This is a genomic window from Pseudalkalibacillus sp. Hm43 (assembly GCF_054170705.1).
Map to the genome: position 1 here is coordinate 1,649,201 of NZ_CM135129.1, position 20,063 is coordinate 1,669,263.

The following is a 20,063-nucleotide window of genomic DNA, read 5'->3' on the forward strand; positions in this document are numbered from 1 at the left end:
TAGAAGCTCCCTTCCTTATAAGTACGTTATTTTGCGCTATCTTTATATTAAAGTTTGGTCAATTACTTTTATAAATTCTCATGAGGAACCGAAGAAACCAATTTCTTCTCTTCCTCTTCTTCAGCTTCGGATCGACTATAAATTTCATCGGTCAATCCCCAGTCCTTCTTATTGGCAAGATAACGTAAGCCTGTACGGAAAGTCGAGAATGTTTCAGCTTCAATCTTCACGCCAGCACGAACGATCTCTTGAACAAGTCGGGATGAGAAACCTACATAGATGATTTCGACTCCCATCAATGAGACCGATCTTGTCAATTGCTCGATCTGATGGGCAAGGTCATCCATTTGGAAGTGCCCATTATCCGGTAGGATGGCACCTGTAAAATCACAAACGATGGATTCAGCATCCTGGGTTGTAATGTTATGCAACAGTTTATCACGAGTGATTTCGAATCGTTCATTGGTCAACATGCCTACAATCGGTACGAGGATCGTGTTCGGGACGATTGAAGGTATGATCGGCACAGACAAATCGGCGATCAACTTCTTGTCATGTTTCATCATTTGTTCGGACTCATCGATTCGGCCTTCAAAGTTAACAATTAACGAGTGCACATAATAGAAAGCTGCATGGTCTAACATGGTATCGATACTTCGAAGCGTCGAAATCAGTTCTTTGTTCGACCAATCTTCAGATTCCGTTTGGAGTTCGACAACGTCTAGAACTTGACCCTTGAATATCTCGAATGCTTTGAAAGACTGATTGAAAGGTCTTTTTTCATTGATTGCATTCCAGCTCGTTTTCTCCGCCCATTCATTGATCAGTTGCTTCGCTTCAACCTCATCTTCTAATTCCAGGCCCCTACTGAGATACTCCGCTAATGACATGTGTGCTTCAAGAAAGTTTCGCGTGTTCTTGGTGCCAAGTGATTCTGAGAGTACTTCGTCGGTCTTCTGAGCAATGGCTTCTTTTTCATCATAAATTCGTTGAGCAATTACGGCGATACTCATGACCAGTCCCCCCCTGGGAAAAATGTTTAACATATTCTTAATACCCTATTAGATGTATGTTAAACCCCATATTACAGATTCTCTCGATTTTTTTTGATAAGGGCGCTCGACTCGTCAATGAGCTGTTAACGTCTCTTCGGTCTGAACAGCCGTTCCCAACCATTCTTTCAATGCATCGAATTGCTTTGCAGCATCGTAATAGCCTTGATCATATAACGCAGTCAATTTAGCAGGGTCCCTTTCTACACGCCCTACTTGGAGCGGCTCTAACGGTCGGATGACGAAGACGTCTCCGTTTTGCTCTTTATCCCGGATATAATCCATCGTCTCGTTATACACCTGGAATCTCTTACTCATGCTATCAACCAGACCGTTATATTGCGGATAGGCTTTACGAGTGATCCAATTCATTCTGGAAGGTTTCTTGATATAACCGTCATTACGCGTCAAAATGAGGATATTTTTTCGATTGCCATCCAATTCAGATTTACGGATCGGAATCGGGTCTGAGATGCCTCCATCCATTAAACATCGATCACCCAATTCAATGACCGGTGCCATGAAAGGTAATGAACTTGATGCTCTTAGGATGGAAAGTATTTCGTTTGAGTAAGCCCCTTTCTCAAAATACACTGGTTCACCTGTCCTGCAATCTGTCGTTCCGATCACGAACTTTTCCTCCGCTGTATGGAACCGATCGAAATCAAAAGGGACGAGTTTATTCGGAATTTCATCAAAGATCAAATCCATCCCGAATAATTGACGCTTTTTCCAGAAATTTTTGAAAGATATGTAGTCAGGATGTTTGGAATAACCGATTGTCACTTTCTTGTTTCTTCCCCGTTGACGGGCGAGATAAGACGTCGCATTACATGCGCCTGCTGATACACCGATGACATATGGTAAATAAAAATCCTGCTCCATGAAATACTCCAGCACACCGGCTGTATATACCCCACGCATCCCGCCACCTTCTAGCACAAGTCCTGTACCGTTCATGCAAACAACACTCCTAGCTTGATCTCTTTTTTCCAGTTTATCAAAAATAATCTTCCAATGTCAGGAAATGCGCAGGTTTTTACAAAGGATTAAGATTCAATCTTTTTTCCATATATAAAAAAACCGAATACCTCGATGAGGATCCGGTTTTGGATATCGTTTATGTCGGCGGGGGCTGACTTCCTTCCCTTCCTGCTTGGCTGCGATGTCTGTCTGTCACATTTTGATGTGACGGCCTTTCTTGGTCTTCAGAAGAGTTCAAATGAACCTCTGTTCTTTTCCTATTCTGATATTCATAGTAAATGGCGATCAACAAGACGACCAACAGTGGTATAAGCATCCACATCCACATTGCACAAGCACCTCCTTTGTCACTTACCATACCCGCATTCCATAAAAAGCTAACATGAAACAAGCTGTGGAAAATTTCGGCCACACCATGTAAAGTAAAAGGTAGACAAAGAAAAGGTGGTCAAACAATGGTAACAAAACAACTTATCGTGTTTTACATGATTGGCGGCGCTCTGATCTTGTTAGGAGCTGGCTTTTGGTTGAAAAAAAATATTTTCCTCATTAAAAACTATGAGGCAAGTTCAATAGCCGATAAAGAAGGATTAGCAAAGTCTGCGGGGATCTATGTCATTGCAATCGGCGTTTTGATTTTCTTGACTTCCTTCCTTACACAAGCAATCGGGAATTTCGCCTGGATGATTTTCGCCATCCTCGTATCCTTGTCCTCATTGCTCATGATGCGCATCATCATGAAATACATGTAACGAAAAATGAACCTTCCGGGTTCATTTTTTTGTGATCTTATATGGAAATGTCTGGTACTATGGTATAGAGAATATGTATGGGGGTGAAACATTTGGACGTTGGTTTCTTTGGACTGTTCGGTCTTTTATATACTTTATTTATTTTAGGGTTATTTGTATTTGCCATCTATTTCGTCATTTCATTGCTCAAGTTCATGAAAAACAAGCAAAAAACCGATCAAGAGATGAACGAAAAACTGAATACTTTAATAGAAGAGATCCGTTATCGGAAAAACTAGCATCCTTCCCCTTCCATCTACCTAGTAAATAGGCATTAGAAACGAAAAAACCCCTCCCGGATCCGGGAAAGGTTTCTTCTAAGGGTTTAGGGGTTAGGGGGATAAAAGGTTGTTAGTATAAGGATACCCACCTCTACATTTTTTAAACATCAAAAACTATAAAATTTCGAGATTTTTTTCGTTTAGGTCTTTCGTAACATTTGTGTAATATTTGTAATAAACACGAAACTTTCCTCCGAATCATTCGTCTATATAAGTAAGAAGAACAAATTGGAGGAGGAAGATACATATGAACACATTCATGAACCTATTTCGACCATTGTTGGCAGGAACAATTGCGGTGATAGCGTTTATCTTTGTTGTTCTTTCACTTTGGCACTATGTGTCCTAAGAAAGACTGAAGGGATTGATCACGATGATCAATCCCTTCTTTTTTATAGTCTATGAAATTGTGAATCCGATTTTTCCGAACTGTTTTGCTTCTTCCATTCTATTAAATGCTTCCTTCGCTTCTTCCAACGTGAACGTTCGGTCGATGACAGGCTTGATGTTGTACTTACGAATGAAGGAAAGCATATCACGGAATTCTTCATGACTCCCCATCGTCGTGCCGAGTAGATTGTATTGACCATAAAAGAACTCACGGATATTGATGTGTACTTCATCTCCGGCGGATGCCCCGAAAGTGACTACCGTTCCACCTGGCTTCACAGCATTCAGTGATTTGTCGAACGTAGCTGCCCCTACACTTTCAATCACTAAGTCTACCTTTTCACCTTGCAGGGTTTCCGTCCAATCTGATGCACTATCAATCGCTCTATCGGCACCCATCCTCAACGCTTCCTGCCGTTTTGCTTCACTTCTAGAAGTAACGGTTACTTGAGCACCGACCGCTTTCGCATATTGTAAAATGAACGTGATGACACCACTTCCGACACCCGGCAGTAATACGTGTTGCCCTTCTTGTAGTTGACCTCTCGTAAACAATGCGCGATATGCCGTCAAAGCCGCAAGAGGTAACACCCCTGCTTCCATCCAATTGAGATGTTCAGGCTTCGGTTCGACCTGGTTAGCGGGAACGACAACCTCCTCTGCAAAAGTTCCGTTAGATGGAAATCCGAGAATCCCGAATCCTTCAGGAGGAGCAGGCGATTTTTCCGGCCAGCCGAGACCCGGATTGATGACGACTTCATCTCCAACCGAGACGCCTTCCACCCCGCTTCCGACTTCTGAAACGATACCTGCGCCATCTGATCCGATGACAAATGGAGGTTGATCCTCTTCGTGACGATGAAGTACGAACAGATCGCGGTGATTCAATCCAGCTGCCTTCAACTGAACCTTCACTTGTCCTTCTTTTACAATGGGAGATTCAAAGTCTTCCAGCTTCATACCTTCCATGCCTTTCGGACTTGTATGTACGATTGCTTTCATAACGATTCCTCCTTCTTTTCCACCATTATGGCATACTCTTACTTCATACTCATCTTACACGCATCTGAATATTCGAAACTTTTTAGTTTTATGGTAAGGTTATGGAAAAAGGAGTGATGGTTATGGTCCGTTTCACGAATATGACCGAAAAGCAGTTTCACGAGTACCGAGCACGGTCTCTAGCCGAATACGCAGAAAATATCCGTAAAAATTATGACGTGTCCGAAGAGGTTGCCACTGAACAAGCAACAGACCAGTTCGATGAGTTATTGAAAAATGGCTTACATACGGAAAACCACAGCATTTACCATGTGACAGATGAAGAAACGGAAGAAAACGTCGGGATCATCTGGTATTCCCTACGACAGGAAACAGAAGAAGTCTTCCTTTATGAAATCTGGATGGACCCAGAATTCAGAGGGAAAGGATATGGGACACAATCGATGAAAGAGTTGCACCGGCGGGCGAAGGAGCTCGGTGCCAAGAAGGTCGGTCTACACGTATTCGGACAGAATACAGGTGCGATCACTTTATATAAACGGCTCGGGTATGTCGAGAACAGCATCGTCATGCAGTATCAATTATAAGAATATTATGGAACTGACACCCCTTCCGTCTCTTTCTGTTATAGTAAGGAGTGGAACATTGTACGTGTAAAGGAGTTTCATATGTTAAAAGAAACAAAACCAGCTAGAATCACCCCGGATTTCGATCCATGGGAAGCTTATATGGACGTGGAAGATCATGGCCGGATGGTCCTCAGCAATGTCGAGTTCACGACGACGACGATCTGCAACATGCGATGCGAGCATTGTGCGGTCGGTTATACGTTGCAGCCGAAGGACCCGGATGCGCTACCGGTGGAGTTGATGATCAAGCGCTTGGAGGAAATTCCGCATTTGAGATCGATCAGCATTACGGGTGGAGAACCGATGCTTTCCATGAAATCTGTGAAACAGCATGTGGTCCCTCTTCTTCGTTATGCACATGAACGTGGCGTACGGACGCAGATCAACTCCAACCTGACATTGGACTTGAAACGGTATGAATTGATCACGCCTTATTTGGACGTGTTACATATATCCCATAACTACGGGTCAGTGGAAGATTTCAATGAAATCGGTTTTGCAATGATGGAGAAGAAACCGAAGATAGCACAACGCGAAAAATACTTCGAACGGATGGTTGAGAATTCGAGAGCGCTCACTTCGGAAGGTGTCATCGTTTCAGCGGAAACGATGTTGAACAAGCGTACGCTTCCTCACCTGGAGGATATCCACCGTCAAATTGTCGAGATGGGTTGTCAACGACACGAAGTTCACCCAATGTATCCGAGCGACTTTGCAAGTGGATTGGAAGTCGCCACCTTGCCTGAAATACGCGAAGGAATTCATCGATTATTGGATTCGAAGGACCCAGACACTTGGATGCTCTTCGGCACGCTCCCTTTCTATCCGTGCAGTGACGATACGGAAGATCTCGAGTTGCTGAAACGTTTATATAAGGAAAACAATGTGACGGTACGAAACGATCCAGATGGTCGCTCACGTTTGAACGTGAATATTTTCGACGGCAATGTCATCGTTACCGATTTCGGAGAAGATGGACCGCTAGGCAATATCAAAACCGATTCACTCAATGACGTGTATGATCGTTGGATGGACAGCAAGTTGGCTCAATCTGTGAATTGTCACTGTCCGGCAGTCAAATGCCTCGGACCGAACCTGCTCGTCAAGAACGCATACTATCCTGACCAAGATTTCACTTTAAAAAAGTCCAATATATGAAGAAAAGGCTATCGAATTTGTCATTCGATAGCCTTCTTTATGAACGATTGATTATTGGATGCCGACTGCGTCAAAGGATAAGTTTACGGCATTGACTTCAGGAGAACCTGCTCCAAAAAGGTCTATAGCCGATTGGACAGCTGCTGATCGAGCTTGACTGAATGTGGAGGACGCTGTCAAATACACCGTATTCATACGGTAGTAGACGTCTCCCATCTTGTCCTTTCCAATCCCCGGTACCGTCACGCCGTAATGGGTGCCGCCTTCGCTCAACAAGTAGGCCGCTTTATTGATGATCCCGCTGTTCGTATGAACCCCTCCGTTATCACCTGTTCCTGTGTATCGGTTAGAGTAATGATCCGGATCACCGTATTTCGTCGGATCACTCATGGAACGTAGTGCGTCCCCTGGCGTTCCAGGTGTATAAATATCTTCTCCTACCTCAAAGTCAGGGTTTGTCCCATGGTAATACTCGACAAGCGTACCGAAGATATCGGATAATGCTTCGTTCAACGCTCCAGATTCATTTTCATAGACGAGGTCCGAACTATAATCGGTAACCGCATGTGTTAATTCGTGGGCGACTACATCAATTCCTCCGGATAGAGCTTGGAATGTAGTACCATCACCATCTCCGTAGACCATTTGAGAGCCGTTCCAAAATGCATTGTTGTAATTAGAGCTATAGTGAACGGAAGATTGGATCGTCGCACCGTTTCCATCATATGAATTACGCCCGAACTCCCCTAGATAGTAGTCGTATGTAACGCCTGCATAATGGTGTGCATCGACTGCTGCAGCATCGTACGCTTGATGGAACTGGTTGTCACTATCGGCCCACAGTTTACCTGGAAGGAAGAACTGAGGGAAGAACGTCCTGTTTTCCATATCGTATGTCATGATGCCGTTCCCTCTGGTGTTGTCCTGTAGATAATAGGTATTGTTCGAGAGTGTGGTGTTAAGAGATTTCGTATTTCCTAGCACACCAGTTCCTGAACCGACTTCATTCGTTCCACTCACATCATGCATATCATTGTACTTGTGGATGATGTTGCCCGTCGCCTTATCAATGAAATAGTTCCAGTTTCCAGGCTTCGGATCCAGGAAGTTCAAATTGACGAGATACGCGTTGTAGGTTTTGCCATCCTTTTGATAGACGATGGACTCTCCTTTCGCCTTATCTTCCAGGTCAGGATTGAAGTCCAAGTCTTTCAAGGCGATCTGTGTCGCTTTGTTTGCGTTGATTTTGCTTTTCTTTTTCAGAGATTTCTCTTTTGCAAGATCGGATACAACTGACCCGGAAACGACCTTCAACACGCCATCATCACCAACGTGTGCGACCTGTGTCGATCCCCATACTGGTGAACCTTTATACATTTGCTGTAGGCGGACGATTGTTCCACCTAAGTCATCCTTCTTCACTTCTACTATTTTGAAGGATTCTTTCGCTTGCGCTTTTCCAATCTTGAACTTGTCTTTATTACTATTAAAATACTTGTACACAATTTCTTCAGGTGCTGCCTTCATAGGTGCTGTCAAATTTCCAGCAACGAATTCCGGCGAATCTAGCTTCTCATTGAATATGTATTGAGAAAGTTCGACCTGCGGCAACTCTACAGGAGGTTTTGCCATGGCATTCGGGGCCATTGCTCCTGAAACGAGCCCCACCGATAAACCGACTGCTAATAGATTCTTTTTGTTCATGTAACGAAACATCTCCTTCACCCCATAGATTTGAATACGAGAAAAAGCTTAACATTATTTACAATTTTCTAATAATTCAGATATGTTTACTACTAACGTACTACTTGTTGTCAATCACTAACGTTAATTCAGTCGTTTTGCTTATATAGATGTGTGCAGGTTTAGGTTAAATGGAGGGGTTTTTGGAGGTTAAGAACTGAAAAGGTGTCCTGGATCTCGGTGAAAAAGCTATTTAGGCATTTGGGAGGGACTTTTACCGCTTGTTTTTGTGGGCTTATTGGAGAGGTTTCGCGGATTTTGGGGTGGGTTTTAGAAATTTCGTAGTTGGTTTTAGAAATTCGTTGGGCTGTTTTGTAAATTTCAAGACTCGTTTTGTAAAAATGCACGCTTGTTTTGTAAAAACAGCCACCGGTTTTTGAATTCGGATCTTTTTTACTATGAAAAAAGACTTCATCCTCACAGAATGAAGTCTTCCTTATTTAATTCATCCAGGCGGATGATTTCCCGTCGATTCTCAAGGGACTTACTTCATAGCATCAACAAGCGCATCATTGATTGTTTCATACTTGAATTTGAATCCCTCTTTTTCCAATCTTTCTGGCAGTACCCATCGACTTTTCAGCACAAGTTCTGCCTCTGTGCGAAGGAAGAATGAGCCGATTTCGAGCATCCACCTTGGTGAGGACATCCCCACTTTGCGTCCTAATGTATCTCGGAGTTGTTGCATCAGTTCACGATTTGTAATCGGATCAGGTGAAGAACAATTGAATACTCCAGACAATTCATCATGCTCTTTTAAGAAAAGAACGATTCGCCAGAGATCTTCAACATGGATCCAACTGAACATTTGATTCCCCGAACCTTGTACGCCTCCAAGTCCAAATTTGACCATATATTTATATGGTGTCATTACACCGCCTCCTGGACCTAACACGATTGCTGTCCGTAACGCGACTTGTCTTGTTTGAGGAAGTTTAAAGTTGAAGAATGTCTTTTCCCATTCCTGAGCGACATTTACGGAAAAACCAGTGCCTAGCTCCCCATCGTCCTCTGTCATCGGGCGGTCCTCTGCGTGTCGGTAGATGGTTGCCGTACTTGAATTGATCCATAAGGATGGTGGATTCGAGCATTGTTCCACCGCTTGCCCGAGCATTTGTGTCGTCTCGATTCTCGAGTCCATAATCGTTTTTCGATTTTGTTCATGATACCTGCAATTGACCGACTTTCCGGCCAAGTTGATGAGCATGTCTGCACCTTCTAATGCATCGATGATTTCGTGTTGGTTCTCCCAGGTTATGTGAGGGCGTTTCCTTGATATAATCAACACCTCATAACCGGCACGAATCAATTGTTTTTCAAAATACTGTCCGATGAACCCTGTTCCTCCAGCTAATACAACCTTCTTTTTCATAGAATCATCCCAATCTTATTAAACTGGAAAACTAATATGTGAAGTATTTCACATATTAGTATAACAAACATAGTCCAGAAAAAGGAAGTAAAAAAAGACTTCATTTAAATTAAACGAAGTCTTTTTTTACTTACACATTCAATTCATCCAGGCGGATGATGCGTGAAAAGTAAGGTAAGATCTTATGATTATGGGTCACGACGACGATTGTTTTCCCGAGCCCGTTCAATTTTTTCAAGTAATCCATGATGATCCTCTCATTATCTGCATCCAGGCTGGCCGTCGGTTCATCAGCTAGAATTAAATCACTTTCCTGTAATATCAATCGCATGATGGCGATCCGTTGCTGTTCCCCACCGCTCAGTTGATAGACCATTTTATCTTTCAAATGGTAGAGTCCGAACTCTTTCAAGAGACTCTCGACCTTTTCCAGCCTCTTTTTCTTATTCAACTTCTTATATTCAAGAGCGAGGTTCAAGTTCCACTTTACGGTTTCGTCATCGACGAGCCCGTAATTTTGAAACAAGTATCCGATTTTGTTCCGTCGTAACATCATCGCTGATTTGGAATGGATGGCAGGATTGTCTTCCCCAAATAGCTTCAACTGGCCGGCATCCTTTTTCGTAATCAAGCCCATAATATTCAATAAGGTCGTTTTCCCTTTTCCACTTTCTCCAGTGATGGCGACCATTTCCCCTTGTTTAATCGATAGATTGACATCCGAAAAGATCTCTTCCTTCTCATACGCTTTGTTTATATTCTTTAGTTCAATGATTGACATCGCTTATCCACCTTTAACGATTTTGTGCAGATCGCTGCTGACCAATTTTTTATACAAGTAGAATAGAATCAATAAATCCACCGCCAATATCCCGATGTAGAGGACGGCATTAAAATCTACAAAGAAATGAAGACCGATCATACCAAGCAACATGATGTAGATGATGAAATGAACCTTGAACGTCCTTGCACCATCGTATCCGTAAATGAACTGCATGATGTATCTTTTGTTGTTCGAGGTCACATCGACAAAATTGGAAATATAGATGACGAAGATCAGTGTGAATAAAAACAGGACCGTAAACACTAAAGAGTTGTACATGACGAACTCAGTGTAATGGACCCTATCCATATAAGGAGTCAAAAGTGTCCCTACATTCACGAGCTTCTGAAGGTCGAATTTGGCAATCGCCTGGCTGAATTCATCTCTTTCATCCAATTGGAAGTAAACGTCCCCTGCATTCAATAAATCATAATAGTACAGGCTATCAAAATTTCCTGTGTCCAGCATGACGATCGTATCCCTCAACTTGATGTCCGTTCCCGAGACGTTCTGACCGAGTAACGCATATTCCTGACCATTTTGCATGTATAGGATATTCAAATCCTCTACCCGCTTCGGATTCTCATTTTCAATCCCAAAGAACTCATTATAATTCATCAAGTGCTCGAATTTTTCTTGGTAGATGTTCCGGACCACATCCTCTTGTTCCATATATTTGACCGGAACCAAAAGGGTTGGTTTATCGGCCTCCAGGTTGTCGATCGGCACGCCATTCTCATCATGAAGATTCATGAACGCTTTGAAATATCGCTCATTAACGACGATATGATTTTCCTCAAGTGAATTGAATATATCTTCTTTCTTCAAGCCCTGAATCTCCAAATAACTAGGAGACAGTAATTCGAGTAGGTAGGCGTCATTCACATACAACTGACCACGTGCTTCGAAATGCTCATATAGGTTTTGAATCGACTGACCATATTCTGCGATTCTTTCCGGCTGTTTTCTAGCAATCGTATCTTCCTCATAATTGTAGCCATTGGATGTAAAATAACCATTCAACTGTTTATATTGCTCCAGGTCCCTCATTTTCTCCTTATAGTCGGTGTAATTGGACATGAAAGAAGAAATGGAAACGGTTATGGAAAGGATCAATACGATTTTCAGTCCGTATAAAGCGTAGTTCAACTTGTTCGAGTAGACTTTATTCTTGATCATCAGATTGATATCGATGAATCTTAAGCTCGTTTGAGTAATCAACAAAAGGATGATGTTACATAATGCCACAACGAGCATGAATGCAGCTAGTAGGTAAAAATAACGCAACACGATCTGATCGACGAACAAGTAATAGAAGAAATGGGTACAAAGTACACCGAGTAAGATTGCACCCTCCATGTAGACGAAGTCTTTCAGCGAGCCGAGGATCATTTTCATATTAGAAAAACCAAGCATTTTCTTTACAGCATTCACTTTGATCCTTGTAAATGTATATATGAAGAGGACCAACTGGGATAAGACCAGCAATAAGGTGAAGTTCAAGAGATTGTACTTCAACACTTGTCCATAAGCGATCGTATTTTCATAAGGTTCAATTGTAACGCCGAGTGTAGATGCTATACTGTCTATTTCATCCCGTTGTAGATCTGTATAGAATACCCCGTTGTTATCAATGAAATCTTCCTTCTGCAAAGGATAGTAATTGAAGATTGTATCTGATGATATGGATGCAGGCTTTGCGATTTCATCCAGTTCACTATGATAGATTTCGTAAACGAATTGATTGTTCTCAGATACAGGTGTTTTGATGAGTTGAACTCTGCAGGATTGATCAGATAAACACAATGCGTCAATCTCTTCATAAAGCGCATTCAATCTGTCACCTGAAAGGTCCTCTACGATATAGGCATCTAGTGTCGAATCACCTAGATGATTCAATTCATATATATCGAATAAAGATTTATTGAAGATATAGGATAATAACAAGAATTGACCAATCAAGAAAATGAATAATAGTTTTTTCATCGTTCCTCCATGTCTTGTGTATCTTGTTGGTAAGGAAAAAGGACAAAAGATTTGTTTAAACCTTACCTTTGATAATAGTCGTAATGCGATGTTTCGTTACAATACCATTTGCGGTCCGCTTGCTTATAAGCTTTGTCCTGCTTCCAGCCAGAAGAATATGTACTACTACATACCTTGACAGCCGCCCAAACATTGTAATACTTGCTATTGCTTGGCTTCGCATCTCTAATATCCGAGTATACGTACGAATCCGTCTGACCGCCTTTATAGATCAATTCACCACCAGCGACAGATGCTGCGTATGCAGCGCCGAATGGGACCAAGAACATAGCAGCAGCAATAAAAGTAATGATTCCTCGATTAAGCTTCTTCATTAATTCCCCACCTCATATGGTTTGTCCTTTTTCCTTGATGAAAAATATACCATTCGTTTGATTATTTGTAATTTTTTGTAATATTTTTCAGTAAATGATTCAAAACGCCTATTTAACAGGGTCTGAAGCAAGTAAGACCCTTTCGTAAAGCGATATTTTCAAGTTTACCTTTTTTAATGAATAAAACTTAATTGAAATTTGTTAATATATTTAATTCCACTAACTACGCGAGATTCCTCATCTTAGATGAAAGAGAGGGTGTTTCGACTTAGGTCTTTGTTCTTATTTATGTATTGGTGGTCAAAATTCCCTTTCTGAACACGTTCGTTTATAATATGTGTTTTTAAAAAAAGACTGCCTCCATATCACATGAGGCAGCCTTCATTTGAAGATTAATCTTCGCTCTTATATTCGATTTTCAACCCATCAACATGCCTCTTCTCCATAATCCGTTTCTTTTTCCGGTTTTCAACCGTTTCGAAGAGTATATCGTAATCATAACCCTCTGGATAAAGTTCTTCTGCTGGCAATTCGAGCTTTACACGCTTATGGTTCATTTTCTTGAACGCACCATCTATGAAAAGAGTCAGATTCCCATTGGCATCTACACTTTCGTATACGATCGCTTTCCTTTCTTCTGACGGGATAAAAACGCTGTCCCCTTTTTTAAGAGTAGAGTCCGGTTTCTTACTCTTTTCCATTTTTCTCACTGGACCAGATGTAATTTGCAAGTCATGATGCGCTTCACTTTCATAATGGACTTCTTCTCCATAAGTGCGTCCATGTGCGTTTTCAAGAATTTTCGGATGCAATCCAAGCTTACGAGCGATATGGAAGGCCTGACTTTGCCCAGGTTTTCCAATCGTTAACTGATAGAGCGGTTGTAACGTTTCTAGGTCGAACTCCATTCGGGCATTTTCAAAGTCGGGATGTTCGGAAGCAAACGTTTTGATATCGTTGTAGTGGGTTGTGGCAATGGTCTTCGCCCCCATGTCATTCAACTGTTCAAGAATGGCGATGGCAAGCCCCATTCCCTCTGCCGGATCCGTTCCTGCCCCCAATTCATCCAACAAAACGAGACTTCGGGGGTTGGACAGTTTCAAGATTTCAATGACGTTCGTCAATCTTGACGAGAACGTACTTAACGATTGTTGGATACTCTGCCCGTCACCAATATCGGTCAATACGGTCTCAAAAATCCCCACTTCGCTCTCCGGAGAAGCCGGAACGAGCATTCCAGACAAGGTCATTACCGTCAATAGTCCCGCTGTTTTCAGGCTGACTGTCTTACCTCCAGTGTTCGGGCCTGTAATGACCAACGTTTGATATCGGTGTCCAAGATCAAGCGTCAAAGGCTTCGCTTCAGACCCAAGCAATGGATGCCGCGCTTCAACCAACTTCAATGCCGGCTCTGATACGATTTTCACCTGGTTACCTGAGATCTCTTCGCTGTACTTCGCTTTTGCAAAAATAAAATCGTAATGTGCCATCGTCTCGATGTTGATTCTGAGTTCATGTTCACAGCCTTCTACATGCCCTGTGAGCATTGAAAGAATTCGCTGTTCTTCCAAATATTCATCTGATCGGAGCTCTGCGATCTTCACCTGATCCTTTTGAACGACCTTCGGCTCCATGTAAACGGTGGACCCGCTTGCAGAGGCATCGACCACCTGACCGCCAAATTGTTTTCGGTATTCTTTTTTAACCGGGATGACATATCGACCATCTCTCTGACTTACAATAGGTTCTTGTAAGTATTTGCTTTTGGAAGGTGAGCGGACGATCTGATACACACTTTCTTTGATACGGCTCTCAAGAATCGCAATCTGCTTCCGGACTTTGGCTAGCTCTTTTGAGGCGTGGTCTTGAATTTGACCACTCCGAATGGATTCTCTGAGCGTTTCCGCCAACTCCTCCAGGTCGTAGATGGAATCGGCATAGCTTGATACGGTTGGACCCAGTGAGGCCTGGTTTTTCATAAAACGCTTGATTCTTCCACAACCCTCAATCAAATCGAGAACAGCCTCCAATTGATGTGGTGTGAGTACGATACCTTTATTGAATTGATTCAACAACGTTTCTGTTCCACTTAATCCATGGACAGGCACGCTTCCTTTTCGAATGATTGCTTGTGCTTCAGCCGTTTCTTGTAGTCGTAATTCAACCGCACGTTTTTGTGTAAATGGTTCTATCCGTTCAATCAATTCTTTCCCTTGCACGGAAAGAGCATATTCCTTCATTTGTTGTTTGATTGTATGAAATTCTAACATCATTTCAGTTGTATGATTCAATGTATTTTCCTCCTGATTGATTTGAAATATAAAAAAGCCACAGGTGAACACATCGTCACCTGCGGCTTCGCAGTAAAGTCGATCGAGATACAAATAACCCAATCCCAGAATATTCGTATTCTTGGAGTCAGCTTATGTGTACGAGTGTGTTCTTAACATGCAAACCAGAGAATGGCAAAATGGGCATACGTATCCCGTTGCAATGAAAGGCGATTTTTAAGAAAACCCCTTTCCACCATTACTCTGTATCTAATTTGCGTTAGTTAAGAACCCTCAGTAACATAAATTACATCTACCTTTTTATTAGAATGTACTATTACTATACTGAATCCTTGTGCATTTGACAAGTCAGCTTACGCCCAATTTCTTATAAATCCGTTTCACCCTTTTCAATTGAGGGGCAGTGAGATACTCTTCTCTTTCTTGTAACACTTCAATGAACGCTTCTTTATTCTGTTCGTTCACCGCGACCATTGTGCTTTCGGCATGCTGCGGAATTTCTTTCACCCGGCAATTCTTCAAATGTTCAATTAGGCTCGGAAACACTTTTTCGTTATTTGATTCATGAACAGAAGCAAGCTTCGCCAACGTAAGCACACCTTTATCCACCGTAATGACAGAGCCCGTTTTCATTGCTGAAAGGATGGGTGACAGGTGTTGCACCAGTGTATCTGGGACTTGGTCTGCGATTGTGGACAATGCAGACATCGCTCCCCACACCATACGGTTTTGCCCGCTCTTCAGTAGTTCAATGAAACTCAATACGTAATTGCTGATCAGGCCAGGGTCCCTCTCACCAATTTCATACGCAACTTTTATGCAATCACTTTGGATTTTTTTATCCTTATTATGCAAGTTTTCCATTACCTCTTTTATTCCAGAATGATCTCTTTCTTGAACCAATCTTTCCGCCAGCTCAATATTCGGTTGTTCATCGTTTCGACCTTGCTGGGAAGCTAAAGAATGAACAATCGACATACTATCACCCCTTTTATGGATGGTTTTTTGACAAAGTAGAACAGGGTGTTCATGATACAAATGAATCGTATGTAACCAATTTCCTCCCAAGTGCTGGATTGCAGAAGTCAGCTTATCAACTTTTTCTCGAGTATGATTTTCGGTTCTCCTTTTTGATCGGTGAACGTTCCGATTACATCAAATCCATTTTTCAGATTCAGGACAAGCATATTTTTGAATTGGTTTTTCGTATGCGTTCGGATCGTATGATAGCCCTCTCTTATACACCAGTCCTTTTGTTCCAACAGTAAAGCTTGACCGATTCCTTTTTTTCGGTGATGAGGGTCCACTCCACCCAACCAACTATAAAAGTGCTTGTCCTTCCGTTCATACCCGATCTTATAACCGACTAATTCATCGTCCAGAAAAGCCGCAGCGATGTGTACGTTGTGCTTCTTCTCCAACTCGTCTTCCAGTTCGTTAGAACCGGACCTGAACACGCGGTCATGTAAAACCATCAACTTTTCAAGAGTTGTCACGTCCAGCCTACCTGTTATGCTCCGTATCTCCATAATCCCACCTCAATGCTTGATGATTTTTATAGTCGCTTTGTTTTCATTTGCTGTTAGTTGTACTCGTCCACCTATCGGGAAAGTCGTGATTGGTTGTGTATGACCGAAATTGACGTTCGTAATGATCGGAATGTTCTTCAATTCGTTTTTGGTTTCAAGTACTTTTTTCAAAATCTCTTCTGCCATCTCTGACTTCTTCTGAAAACGACCGATGACCAATCCTCTGATTTGATCGGCATCAGGTAGATGAAGCAATGACTGCAAGTCCCGGTCGAATAAAGCCGGTTCTGTCATGTAGTCATCTTCTAGAAACAGGATGGCCTCTTTCAAGCTTGGCATATATTCCGTGCCTTGGAGGAGGTTCAACGTACATAAGTTGCCACCGATCAGTTGCCCTTCGGCAGTACCGTTCCGTATGACATCAAAGTCATCTTGTTGTAAAAAGTTTCGATTCTCCTGGTCCATGTACCACGCGTCATCGCTCCAATAATCTGCCGGTTCGATTTCATACGGCTCCTCAGACATCAAGCATTTCTTGAGATTGTCCCTCGTATATTCAATGCCTTTCAGCATACTGAATGTTGAAAAATGAGGACCAGAATATGTAACTAATCCCGTTTTTGCATAAATGGCAGTAGATAAAGCTGTGATGTCGGAAAATCCACAAAGAATTTTCGGGTTGTTCTTGATCAATTCGTAATCCAGATACTGCAACAGCTGGTTGGAATTGAAACCGCCGATGACCGTCAGAATCCCTTTCACATTCGGATCACGGAAAGCGTCATGCAGGTCTTCCACTCTTGACGCAATATTCGATGAGTGAAAATCATTCGCTTCCTCAACGTGCTTACCGAACGTCACCTTCAATCCAAGCTCTTCTAACCTTTGAATCGCAGTCTTTCTTTGGTTCTCATCTAAGATGACCATGCTTGTTGCTGGAGCAACTACCCTGATTTCATCACCCGGTTGTAATTTTTTGGGTATGTGCATATGTATCTTCTCCTTTTCGTATGTATGTAGCTCATAAGTTTACCAGATTACAGGAAAAAGAGAATAGAAAAGAAGAAAAACCAACCTCGAATATTCGAGGTTGGTTTCCAACTCAATGATTATTTGAATAATAATACTTTACCGACAGTTCCATCATCACTTTGTCCGATAACGCGGAACTTCAAGCCATAGTTTGGAACGTTTCTTCCAGCATCAACAAGTCCTGGGTTCAGGTAGTTGTTGCTGTCATCGAATAATGGATTACGTTTTGTATGATTGTCTTTCATAGTGATACCGAGCAAGTCTGTGTAATCCAAGAACATCTTCTCGCTCTTATCTAGGCTGAATGCAGCATCATGCACTTGGTAACGAGTAGAACCTACTGAACCATCACTCCAATAGTTTGTGTGTTGATCAGCATCAACTACACCAACAAATCCTTCACCAGGATGTGCACCAGTCCAGTTATCGCCATACTTCTTGTCTACATACCACACGACTAAGCCATCATCGAATGTCATCAAGCTATCACCACGGCGGATATTGTCAAGTCCTCTATCCACACCATTGTGACTGCGCCATTCTAATAGATAATAATGATCGGAACGCTTAATTCCATCGTTTGTTGTAAACCCATCCAGGTTGAATTTCGGTTCACCTTCAACGTCATCGAACAACACTTCTTCTCCATCAACAACGATTGAAAGATCGTCCGCATATAGACCAGGATTTGTAACTGCTGCATCTGTTACATATTCAATTGCCACTTCAACTTCTTCTCCAACATAGTCAGATAGGTCAAATGAAGCATCGATCCATCCATTTGAAGAACCAGTAATTCCATTTCCTAGGTTACTACCATATGGATTAGTATCCGTTGTAATATCACTTGGAATTGTCTCACCATTCACCGTTACGTATGCATAATCCCAATCAACTTCAATGTCGTACCAAGCTTTGAAATTGAACTGAGCAGACGTGGCATTGGTCAAATCAACCGTTTTTGTCAAATACGTATGCAAATCATCTGCACTTCCAGAGAAATACTCTTTTTCTCCACTTGCAGGTTCATTGATTACCGTTTCTTTTTGAGGAAGTGTCACTTTAACAACGTCATTGTTTGTACCTTTCGTTACACCCTCGTCAAGTAAAACCTCTACACCATTTGCATCGATTTCGCTTTGATCGATTTCAGTACCTGTCAACCAGTTTCCTTTTGTTCCCTGGTTATCGACAACGGCAGTTTCTTGAAGCATTTCTTTCATATAAGGACTGAATCCTGTAGGCATTGTACCTGGGATTTGTCCAGCCCAGCTTCCACTAGACATGATCGACCAGTAACTTACCGGTTCGCCTGCACCAGTGTACTGCGTGTCATACTCATCCGGGAGTCCAAGGTCGTGTCCAAATTCGTGGGCCATAACACCAACCGCACCATCTTCAGGCTCGATTGTGTAGTCGTAGGCAGCCATTTGACCTCCCCAATAAGGGACCTCAGCTTCGGTTCCACCTAAAGTATACACGCCACCTAAATTCCAACGGTGAGACCAGATCGCATCCGAACCAAGGGAACCTCCACCTGCTTCTTCACCTACACCAGAGTGGATAATCATCAAATGATCGACAAGTCCGTCTGGCTCAAGGTAATTTCCGTCACCATCAAGGTCATAACGATCCCATTGGTCGTAGTCTGCTAGGTTTACATCAGGGTCTGCTGCTGCAGCTTCTAATGCTTCTTTTACCAAGCCACGCGCATTTACGTCATTACCGTTTTCATCCGGATAGTTTCCGCCATATGCTGCCGCCGGTTGACTTGCTGTATACCATCCAGCTACTTCCCCTTCTACGGAGTAGCTTCCACCGGATTGTTGCTCATAATATTGTTTCATTGATACGTAGTTTTTGCCGTCTGGACCTGTCCAACCACCGGTACCGAACAACATATCTTGATAGTGTTCACGTGAGTATGCATTCTCACCTTCGTAATACATATCTGTTTCATCAGCGGTCATTGAGTTGGTAGGCTTGTCCGGATAGTCTATGAGGATTGCTAGAACTTTATCGGTACGCATTTGTCCATCGTACGCTTCCTCTACAACTCCGTCAGGCTTGTTTTTCTTAGCTTGTCCTAATTTATTTCCTTTTCCGGAAGTTAATCCGTTCTTCTTCATATCCTTTTGCAACTTGGCTTTTGACTCTTGAGCCTCATCATGAAGCTCTCCTTCTTCATGCGAATGCTCAGAGTTAGCTGATCTTTTCTTCAGATATATCTTTAACGCTTTTTCTGCTTCTGCTGCAGTTGCATTCTTATCGATTGTTCCTTCTTTCTTGAGCATTTCTATCAATCTTTCATCGTTGGCGATGCCCAGATCAATCGGTGCTCCACCATATTGCTGAGTTACACTCTCTCGTGCCTTTTCTGCTTCTGCCATTTGCGGTGAAGCGACTGCACCGTATGTAAGCGTACTCAACCCCATCATGACTGCTAAGGCTGTTGATGTGATTTTACTTTTCTTCACGTATTGATGCCCTCCCCTAAATTAGTAAAATCTTGCAATCTAATACTTTTGTAGTAATAGTAGCAATTTGACGAAAAATTGTAAATATTATGTTTAATATTTCAGAAAAAGGGGAATAAAGGTATATTTTTGTAGGTATTTGAGATAAA

Annotated in this window: 18 protein-coding genes; 4 read left to right on the forward strand and 14 right to left on the reverse strand. The window is 42.3% G+C overall.

The window, feature by feature from the left end:
* Positions 1-68: 68 nt before the first annotated feature.
* The 3 genes from ACXQIQ_RS08790 to ACXQIQ_RS08800 all read right to left on the reverse strand — a co-directional run bounded on the left by ACXQIQ_RS08790 (position 69) and on the right by ACXQIQ_RS08800 (position 2,364).
* Entirely contained in the window at positions 69-1,013 is a 945-nt protein-coding gene (locus ACXQIQ_RS08790; RefSeq protein WP_439299140.1) for an STAS domain-containing protein, read from the reverse strand.
* A 114-nt stretch (positions 1,014-1,127) separates the two neighbouring features.
* Positions 1,128-2,012: a patatin-like phospholipase family protein gene (locus ACXQIQ_RS08795; RefSeq protein WP_439299139.1), complete on the reverse strand. Its 885-nt coding sequence runs from the start codon at positions 2,010-2,012 to the stop codon at positions 1,128-1,130.
* 160 nt (positions 2,013-2,172) lie between these two features.
* Entirely contained in the window at positions 2,173-2,364 is a 192-nt protein-coding gene (locus ACXQIQ_RS08800) for a hypothetical protein (protein ID WP_439299138.1), read from the reverse strand.
* Between the two features lie 127 nt (positions 2,365-2,491).
* Here ACXQIQ_RS08800 and ACXQIQ_RS08805 point away from each other — a divergent pair, with 127 nt between their 5' ends.
* Both ACXQIQ_RS08805 and ACXQIQ_RS08810 read left to right on the forward strand, forming a co-directional pair.
* The gene (locus ACXQIQ_RS08805; protein ID WP_439299137.1) at positions 2,492-2,788 is read left to right on the forward strand and encodes a DUF3784 domain-containing protein; all 297 of its coding nucleotides are present in this window, start codon (positions 2,492-2,494) and stop codon (positions 2,786-2,788) included.
* A gap of 92 nt (positions 2,789-2,880) precedes the next feature.
* On the forward strand, positions 2,881-3,066 hold the full coding sequence (locus ACXQIQ_RS08810; protein ID WP_439299136.1) for a hypothetical protein: 186 nt from the start codon (positions 2,881-2,883) through the stop codon (positions 3,064-3,066).
* A 441-nt stretch (positions 3,067-3,507) separates the two neighbouring features.
* Here the strand turns inward: ACXQIQ_RS08810 and ACXQIQ_RS08815 are convergent, their stop codons facing one another.
* Complete coding sequence (locus ACXQIQ_RS08815; RefSeq protein WP_439299135.1) at positions 3,508-4,500, reverse strand: zinc-binding dehydrogenase; 993 nt, start codon at positions 4,498-4,500, stop codon at positions 3,508-3,510.
* A gap of 122 nt (positions 4,501-4,622) precedes the next feature.
* Here ACXQIQ_RS08815 and ACXQIQ_RS08820 point away from each other — a divergent pair, with 122 nt between their 5' ends.
* Positions 4,623-5,087: a GNAT family N-acetyltransferase gene (locus ACXQIQ_RS08820; protein ID WP_439299134.1), complete on the forward strand. Its 465-nt coding sequence runs from the start codon at positions 4,623-4,625 to the stop codon at positions 5,085-5,087.
* An 81-nt stretch (positions 5,088-5,168) separates the two neighbouring features.
* Positions 5,169-6,287: a radical SAM/CxCxxxxC motif protein YfkAB gene (yfkAB, locus tag ACXQIQ_RS08825; RefSeq protein WP_439299133.1), complete on the forward strand. Its 1,119-nt coding sequence runs from the start codon at positions 5,169-5,171 to the stop codon at positions 6,285-6,287.
* 51 nt (positions 6,288-6,338) lie between these two features.
* Here yfkAB and ACXQIQ_RS08830 read toward each other — a convergent pair whose 3' ends face one another.
* From ACXQIQ_RS08830 to ACXQIQ_RS08875, 10 genes are all read right to left on the reverse strand, one after another.
* Positions 6,339-7,991 (reverse strand): M4 family metallopeptidase, encoded by a 1,653-nt coding sequence (locus ACXQIQ_RS08830; RefSeq protein ID WP_439299132.1) that lies wholly within the window; start codon positions 7,989-7,991, stop codon positions 6,339-6,341.
* A 523-nt stretch (positions 7,992-8,514) separates the two neighbouring features.
* A complete protein-coding gene (locus ACXQIQ_RS08835) occupies positions 8,515-9,402 on the reverse strand; it encodes a TIGR01777 family oxidoreductase (protein ID WP_439299131.1) in 888 nt (295 codons plus the stop codon).
* Between the two features lie 130 nt (positions 9,403-9,532).
* Positions 9,533-10,183, reverse strand: coding sequence for a putative bacteriocin export ABC transporter (locus tag ACXQIQ_RS08840; RefSeq protein WP_439299130.1), 651 nt, complete (start codon positions 10,181-10,183; stop codon positions 9,533-9,535).
* A 3-nt stretch (positions 10,184-10,186) separates the two neighbouring features.
* Positions 10,187-12,211 (reverse strand): hypothetical protein, encoded by a 2,025-nt coding sequence (locus tag ACXQIQ_RS08845; protein WP_439299129.1) that lies wholly within the window; start codon positions 12,209-12,211, stop codon positions 10,187-10,189.
* A 62-nt stretch (positions 12,212-12,273) separates the two neighbouring features.
* Positions 12,274-12,585, reverse strand: coding sequence for a hypothetical protein (locus ACXQIQ_RS08850; RefSeq protein ID WP_439299128.1), 312 nt, complete (start codon positions 12,583-12,585; stop codon positions 12,274-12,276).
* Between the two features lie 392 nt (positions 12,586-12,977).
* Positions 12,978-14,876, reverse strand: a complete 1,899-nt coding sequence (locus ACXQIQ_RS08855) for an endonuclease MutS2 (RefSeq protein WP_439299127.1) — start codon at positions 14,874-14,876, stop codon at positions 12,978-12,980.
* 348 nt (positions 14,877-15,224) lie between these two features.
* The gene (locus ACXQIQ_RS08860; RefSeq protein WP_439299126.1) at positions 15,225-15,854 is read right to left on the reverse strand and encodes a hypothetical protein; all 630 of its coding nucleotides are present in this window, start codon (positions 15,852-15,854) and stop codon (positions 15,225-15,227) included.
* A 107-nt stretch (positions 15,855-15,961) separates the two neighbouring features.
* A complete protein-coding gene (locus ACXQIQ_RS08865) occupies positions 15,962-16,405 on the reverse strand; it encodes a GNAT family N-acetyltransferase (RefSeq protein ID WP_439299125.1) in 444 nt (147 codons plus the stop codon).
* A gap of 9 nt (positions 16,406-16,414) precedes the next feature.
* Positions 16,415-17,395, reverse strand: a complete 981-nt coding sequence (locus ACXQIQ_RS08870; protein ID WP_439299124.1) for a S66 family peptidase — start codon at positions 17,393-17,395, stop codon at positions 16,415-16,417.
* 119 nt (positions 17,396-17,514) lie between these two features.
* Positions 17,515-19,914 (reverse strand): immune inhibitor A domain-containing protein, encoded by a 2,400-nt coding sequence (locus ACXQIQ_RS08875; RefSeq protein ID WP_439299123.1) that lies wholly within the window; start codon positions 19,912-19,914, stop codon positions 17,515-17,517.
* Positions 19,915-20,063: the final 149 nt, after the last annotated feature.

What these genes read in the sequence shown, in the direction of transcription:
- ACXQIQ_RS08790 (WP_439299140.1), bottom strand. Translation starts at nt 1,013, where the DNA reads ATGAGTATCGCCGTAATTGCTCAACGAATTTATGATGAAAAAGAAGCC.
- ACXQIQ_RS08795 (WP_439299139.1), bottom strand. Translation starts at nt 2,012, where the DNA reads ATGAACGGTACAGGACTTGTGCTAGAAGGTGGCGGGATGCGTGGGGTA.
- ACXQIQ_RS08800 (WP_439299138.1), bottom strand. Translation starts at nt 2,364, where the DNA reads ATGTGGATGTGGATGCTTATACCACTGTTGGTCGTCTTGTTGATCGCC.
- ACXQIQ_RS08805 (WP_439299137.1), top strand. Translation starts at nt 2,492, where the DNA reads ATGGTAACAAAACAACTTATCGTGTTTTACATGATTGGCGGCGCTCTG.
- ACXQIQ_RS08815 (WP_439299135.1), bottom strand. Translation starts at nt 4,500, where the DNA reads ATGAAAGCAATCGTACATACAAGTCCGAAAGGCATGGAAGGTATGAAG.
- ACXQIQ_RS08820 (WP_439299134.1), top strand. Translation starts at nt 4,623, where the DNA reads ATGGTCCGTTTCACGAATATGACCGAAAAGCAGTTTCACGAGTACCGA.
- yfkAB (WP_439299133.1), top strand. Translation starts at nt 5,169, where the DNA reads ATGTTAAAAGAAACAAAACCAGCTAGAATCACCCCGGATTTCGATCCA.
- ACXQIQ_RS08830 (WP_439299132.1), bottom strand. Translation starts at nt 7,991, where the DNA reads ATGAACAAAAAGAATCTATTAGCAGTCGGTTTATCGGTGGGGCTCGTT.
- ACXQIQ_RS08835 (WP_439299131.1), bottom strand. Translation starts at nt 9,402, where the DNA reads ATGAAAAAGAAGGTTGTATTAGCTGGAGGAACAGGGTTCATCGGACAG.
- ACXQIQ_RS08840 (WP_439299130.1), bottom strand. Translation starts at nt 10,183, where the DNA reads ATGTCAATCATTGAACTAAAGAATATAAACAAAGCGTATGAGAAGGAA.
- ACXQIQ_RS08845 (WP_439299129.1), bottom strand. Translation starts at nt 12,211, where the DNA reads ATGAAAAAACTATTATTCATTTTCTTGATTGGTCAATTCTTGTTATTA.
- ACXQIQ_RS08850 (WP_439299128.1), bottom strand. Translation starts at nt 12,585, where the DNA reads ATGAAGAAGCTTAATCGAGGAATCATTACTTTTATTGCTGCTGCTATG.
- ACXQIQ_RS08860 (WP_439299126.1), bottom strand. Translation starts at nt 15,854, where the DNA reads ATGTCGATTGTTCATTCTTTAGCTTCCCAGCAAGGTCGAAACGATGAA.
- ACXQIQ_RS08865 (WP_439299125.1), bottom strand. Translation starts at nt 16,405, where the DNA reads ATGGAGATACGGAGCATAACAGGTAGGCTGGACGTGACAACTCTTGAA.
- ACXQIQ_RS08870 (WP_439299124.1), bottom strand. Translation starts at nt 17,395, where the DNA reads ATGCACATACCCAAAAAATTACAACCGGGTGATGAAATCAGGGTAGTT.